Raw genomic sequence first — 4,885 nt, 5'->3', positions numbered from 1 at the left:
TTATATCTATTGACATCGTAAAGTTTTCCTAGTCTCTCTAACCATATATCAATACATCATTATAAAATTAAAACTTTATACTCATAATATCTATCTCAACCACTTTCAACACTTATGGGCTATAGGGGCGACCGAATGTCATTCGTGCACTTTTGGACGGCGTTCTTTTGAATGGGAGTCTGTTTGAAACAACTGCAAATATCTTGGGGTTCAACGCGTGGATGCTGCAAGATTTGATCCCCAAACTTCCTGAAAAGCAGTGTGGGTCATGGACAATGTCTCTTTTCATAAACCCAAGAGAAGTAGAGAATGAATAGAATCTGTAAAATGAAGTATAATTTTTTTACCTTCTTACTCTCTTGACTTGAATCCAATAGAGAAAATCTGGGATAATATGAAGAGGTGGACAATATACTAAATTTCAACGCTCTATTCGACGCTATTTCGTGGTTCTTTAAAATATCTAATTCAACCTAGATTACTACAACACAAGCAAAGACACCCAAAAAGTAGCGAAAGAAAGGGGGATTGAGGTGAATTATTTGCCCTTCCTATAGCCTCCCAACCAGAACCCCATCGAAGAATGAACATGTGCGCAATAATCGACTTTTCTTCTCTGCCAAAGACTTTCGCGAGAGTATGCTGCATTTTTTTGACCAAACCTGGGACAGCATCGCCATGGATCTTGTCGATCGCGTAATGACAACTTTCAACGCATTAGTCCAACACGTTCAGTTTGTTTTGGTATATTTAGAAAAAATGGGCCCAAGCCAAACATATAAGAAGAACATTGCCTTGCTTAACTGATCTCTTATTTCAATTCCATCTTTCGTAATCTTTTTATACTGTTTTAGCTATACATGCCTGGATTTTCTGTCCTGATTAATCTGAGTTTTCTGAATAAAAGAATCACCCGTCTTACCCTTCTGGGGGGTGGATTCCCCCTACACTTAAGTCTATCATCTACGTGTTGAAAAAAAAATTTTAGATAGTCGTGCACACATGTTAAGCGTTTTTAACTTTATCTGGAGCAGTCAAATCATCAACCATCATACCAGAAAATGAGGGGACTTTGTCTCCCATTTTATCTTTGCAGTTACACTCTGCTTGAAGATTGGTTGAAAGAATTGTTAAAATGTAAGACGCTCCTAAAATTTTTGTTAATATTGTTTGGAATGTTTTGTTAAAAAATTTCATATCTCGGCTCTGTTGTGTTGGCTATTCGTTACGATTATAGTAAAAAATTGTAAAATCTTTCTAACCAAAACAAAAAAACTAATTTATTAATATAAATTTCCAAAAACTTCTCCTTTTCGTAAAAACTTTTAATGAAATTGATTTTAAAAAACATTTTTCAGCGAGTCGTCATTTTTTGCTGCGCTCTTCCGTGGGTTTCTAAAATCGCTAAAAGCATCGTCCATATCGCTTGCTGAAAGCTGGATTGTCCAACAAGAATGCCTTCAAGCATATTAAGATCTAAAATCTCCTTTAAATTTTCTGGGCGCACTCCGCCACCGTAAATAAACCCTTGGGCGTGTTTTAAATGAGCCCTTAGATACTGAAACGCTTGCGATAAATACCCACAAGACGGAGGCGTTTTTCCGCCGATAGCCCAAATAGGTTCATAAGCAACGTAAAAAAGAGCTGAAGAAGGCAATGAAGAAAGATAAGAAATTTTTTTCGCAAGACTATACCACGCAGAAGGCGCTTCTTCCCCAAGGCAAAAAATAGGTACCACGCCTGCTTCCCAAGCGCGCTCCATCTGTTTTTCTAATACATCTAAAGACTCTTGCCGTTCTGCATGTCCAATCAACACATATCCGCACCCGATGTCTTGAATCATGCTGGCGTTGACTTCTCCAGTAAAGGCTCCTTTGGGAAAAACACCACAAGTCTGCGCACACAGACCGTACCCAGCGGGCAATCTTTTTTTCACAAGGTCTAAATAAACAAAAGGCGGACACAAAATTGGGCGCACATTTTCGGGTATAGAAAGACGTCCTACCGTAGAAAGAAATTGATGAATCTCTTCTAAGCTTCCTTGAGATTTCCAGTTTCCGATCAATAAGTATTTCATATCTAAAAAAAACGTGCCCAGGGCAGGAATCGAACCAGCGACACAAGGATTTTCAGTCCTATGCTCTACCAACTGAGCTACCTGGGCCATAGGAAGAGATTCTACCGAGTTTAGTTGGTAATGTCAACATGCTTTCAAGTAACTTAAAAATATTTTTTTCATAAATCAAAAATTAATTTTTTGAATAGCTTTTTCTTAAACTTAAAGCTCTTGACAGGGAATTAATGTTTTGTTTCAATAAAAAAATATAGGATAATTGTTTGGTTAGTCAAATGTCTGAAAAGTCCTTAAAAAATTCAAAAACTCATGAAAACTTAAAGGCTGCTTTTGCAGGAGAATCTCAAGCAAATCGACGGTACGAATATTTTGCCTTAAGGGCAGACAGAGAGGGGGTTTCTAGTGTGGCAGAGTTGTTTCGTTCTACAGCTCGTGGGGAGACTGCTCATGCTTTCCGTCATTTAGATTTTTTGTCTGACGTTGGAGATCCTGTAACAGATCTTCCTATTGGTTCTACTCAGGAAAATTTAGAGTCAGCGTCTGCTGGAGAGCGTTACGAGTACCAAGATATGTATCCGAGTATGGCAAAAACCGCTCGGGAGGAAGGATTTGAAGAAATAGCTAATTGGTTTGACGTGTTGGCAAAAGCAGAACGAATTCATGCTGCAGGTTTTGAAAAAGCTTTAAATCAATTAAAAACAGAAAAGTAGTTTTAAAAGGAAAGTTAAATATAGTGAAAGAATACTTATACTTAATATTATGTTTATCAGGACTAACAGGAGCCGGTAAGACAGCTGTTTCAGAAGGCGTTTCTAAGTTAGGGGAAATGCAGACCGTGTTAAAGGTAACTACTCGCCCTAAAAGAGCTTCTGATTTAGATGGAGAGTATTGTTTTGTAAATTCTGAGATTTACAATAAGATGTTTCAAGAAAAAAAGTTTGCACTTCATACAAAATATTACGAACATACTTATGCGATTCCCTATTCCACCCTTGAGGAAGGAAAAAAGAAAAATATTTCTCGGTTTATTACCCCCTGGGTTTTTGGAAAAGATTCTGTTTTTGATCCGCGTATACGCTATGTCAGAATTTGGCTAGAGCTTTCTCAAGAAGAGCGGGTAAAAAGGATGCTTAATAGAGGAGATAGCAAAGAATACGTGGCCAAGCGCTTAGACCAAGAGGCTTTGCCCCAGTTTGCTGTTTATTGGGAACAACAACGTCAGCAATGTCAATGGGTTGTGGATGCTAGTGCTCCTCTTGAAGAGGTTGTAAATAAGATTCGTGCTATAGGGCTGGACTGCGTAAATCTTCATTAACGATACAATGCAGGCAGTTTGTATAAACGGAGTGTTTTTTGGGATCCATGAAAGTCAGACAAGACTGTTGCATTTTTCAATCTTTACAGAGAGTTAAGCGGTGTGGTACCATCAACCTTCACGGAAATGTTAAGGCGTTTTAAATTCGAGGTAACGAAAGGTCGATGATTGCAGTAGTGGGGTGTGGACTGTGGGGCGAAAATATTGTGCGTACGTTATCAGAAATGAAAAAGCTATCAGCGGTTTTTGATGAAGATGACGAAAAATGTTCCAAATTATCCCAAGCTTTTCAAGTGCCTGTTTTAACGTTTTCTCAAATTTTGTCTTCTTCGCATATAAAGGGGGTAGTTCTTAGCGTTCCTGCCCCTGTACACATTTTAATGGCTTGTTCTGTTTTAAATGCGGGAAAGCATGTTTGGATCGAAAAACCTATGGCTTTAGATTTGAAACAGGCACAAGATGTATGTTCTTTAGCCAAAGAAAAAAGCCTTCAAATTTTGGTGGGTCATGTAATTCGTTACCACGGAGCTTTTGAAAAAATGTTAGCTCTTGTGCAGTCTAAAGCAATCGGAGATATTTTGTACATCGACTGTATACGAAATAATTGGGGACGTGTTTCTCCTGGAGAAAAAGACGCGTTGTGGAGTCTTGGGGTCCATGATATCTCGCTAATACTTGCGCTAACTTCTCAGCGTCCTATAAAGGCGCTTCGTTACGTTCAATCTTGCTTACAAGGGGGGGATCAAGGAATTCTTTTTTAAAGTTTAAAACGGAATTCAAGCGCGAGTTACGAGCTCATGGCTTTATCCTATTAAAGAACAGCGGTGCATTGTGACCGGAAGAAAAGGAAGCTTAATATTTGACGATACAAAGCAAGATGGAGAAGAGTTATGCATGTGCTTGCACGCTCTTTCAGAAACTTCTCCGTTTATTTCATCACAAGAGAGAACACAGGTTGCCTATGATCATCAAGAACTTCCTTTGAAACGGCAGTGTAAAGCTTTTGTACATACAGTATCTACAGGAGTTTTGGCACCAACTAATGGTATGGAAGCGTTGTTAGGTGTTGAAATTTTAAGTAACGCTGAAGAAATAGTACTTTAGATGATTGATAAGAATTTTGGAAATATTTTCTAAGTTTTTTAATATAGTTAGTTTTATACAATTTATTTACTTTAATTCTGAGTTTTTAATTTTTGTCAAAACAAAACTATTAGAGATTAAAAAAACTAAGGCTCGTCCTCAATTGAGTTATTTTTTTGAGACCTTTTAACCAAAGATAGCACGATCAATTTTCAATGTTTTATTGACGTGAAGTGCCGCAAAAATACGCAGTGTTACCTCCAGCATTTCAAGTGATCGTGTATTTGCAAGGGGGAGAAATCTTGCAAACCAATGGCGGTGTGGAGCGTTATTTTGTTCAATGGAAAATGTTTTATCTTTTCCCTGAAAGAGGCGGGGGCTTGGAATAATTTTATTAAAATCTGCCCAATGAT

At 38.0% G+C, this 4,885-nt stretch carries 9 protein-coding genes, 1 tRNA gene and 1 pseudogene; 7 read left to right on the top strand and 4 right to left on the bottom strand.

Annotated elements, in window-relative coordinates; all coding sequences use genetic code 11:
* The first annotated feature begins 167 nt into the window (after positions 1-167).
* From HE1_RS08690 to HE1_RS08685, 3 genes are all read left to right on the top strand, one after another.
* On the top strand, positions 168-317 hold the full coding sequence (locus HE1_RS08690) for a hypothetical protein (RefSeq protein WP_162531174.1): 150 nt from the start codon (positions 168-170) through the stop codon (positions 315-317).
* Between the two features lie 17 nt (positions 318-334).
* Positions 335-418, top strand: coding sequence for a transposase (locus HE1_RS10230; protein WP_162480159.1), 84 nt, complete (start codon positions 335-337; stop codon positions 416-418).
* 173 nt (positions 419-591) lie between these two features.
* Positions 592-807, top strand: coding sequence for a hypothetical protein (locus HE1_RS08685; protein ID WP_162531173.1), 216 nt, complete (start codon positions 592-594; stop codon positions 805-807).
* A gap of 198 nt (positions 808-1,005) precedes the next feature.
* On the opposite strand, the gene HE1_RS01630 is transcribed toward HE1_RS08685, so the two are convergent.
* From HE1_RS01630 to HE1_RS01620, 3 genes are all read right to left on the bottom strand, one after another.
* Positions 1,006-1,197: a hypothetical protein gene (locus tag HE1_RS01630; protein WP_006303868.1), complete on the bottom strand. Its 192-nt coding sequence runs from the start codon at positions 1,195-1,197 to the stop codon at positions 1,006-1,008.
* A gap of 157 nt (positions 1,198-1,354) precedes the next feature.
* Entirely contained in the window at positions 1,355-2,077 is a 723-nt protein-coding gene (locus HE1_RS07030; RefSeq protein ID WP_081731192.1) for a triose-phosphate isomerase, read from the bottom strand.
* A gap of 14 nt (positions 2,078-2,091) precedes the next feature.
* Positions 2,092-2,164, bottom strand: a tRNA-Phe gene (locus HE1_RS01620).
* A 185-nt stretch (positions 2,165-2,349) separates the two neighbouring features.
* Here HE1_RS01620 and HE1_RS01615 point away from each other — a divergent pair.
* The 4 genes from HE1_RS01615 (at position 2,350) to HE1_RS01600 (ending at position 4,493) form a co-directional block, all read left to right on the top strand.
* Positions 2,350-2,784: a rubrerythrin family protein gene (locus tag HE1_RS01615; RefSeq protein ID WP_023492463.1), complete on the top strand. Its 435-nt coding sequence runs from the start codon at positions 2,350-2,352 to the stop codon at positions 2,782-2,784.
* 23 nt (positions 2,785-2,807) lie between these two features.
* Positions 2,808-3,389 (top strand): hypothetical protein, encoded by a 582-nt coding sequence (locus HE1_RS01610; RefSeq protein WP_035544018.1) that lies wholly within the window; start codon positions 2,808-2,810, stop codon positions 3,387-3,389.
* Between the two features lie 164 nt (positions 3,390-3,553).
* Positions 3,554-4,150 (top strand): Gfo/Idh/MocA family protein, encoded by a 597-nt coding sequence (locus HE1_RS01605; RefSeq protein WP_035544016.1) that lies wholly within the window; start codon positions 3,554-3,556, stop codon positions 4,148-4,150.
* Positions 4,151-4,220: 70 nt separating this feature from the next.
* Positions 4,221-4,493 carry a hypothetical protein gene (locus HE1_RS01600; RefSeq protein ID WP_035544014.1) on the top strand — a complete coding sequence of 91 codons (273 nt, stop codon included), beginning with the start codon at positions 4,221-4,223 and terminating at the stop codon, positions 4,491-4,493.
* A 165-nt stretch (positions 4,494-4,658) separates the two neighbouring features.
* On the opposite strand, the pseudogene HE1_RS01595 reads toward HE1_RS01600, so the two are convergent.
* Positions 4,659-4,885 (bottom strand): annotated as a pseudogene (locus tag HE1_RS01595) (IS1 transposase); the annotation flags it as partial.

This window comes from Holospora elegans E1, assembly GCF_000648275.1.
GTDB lineage: Bacteria > Pseudomonadota > Alphaproteobacteria > Holosporales > Holosporaceae > Holospora > Holospora undulata_A.
The sequence above is the reverse complement of the archived record's forward strand: the minus strand, read 5'-3'. Positions and strand labels throughout refer to the sequence as shown.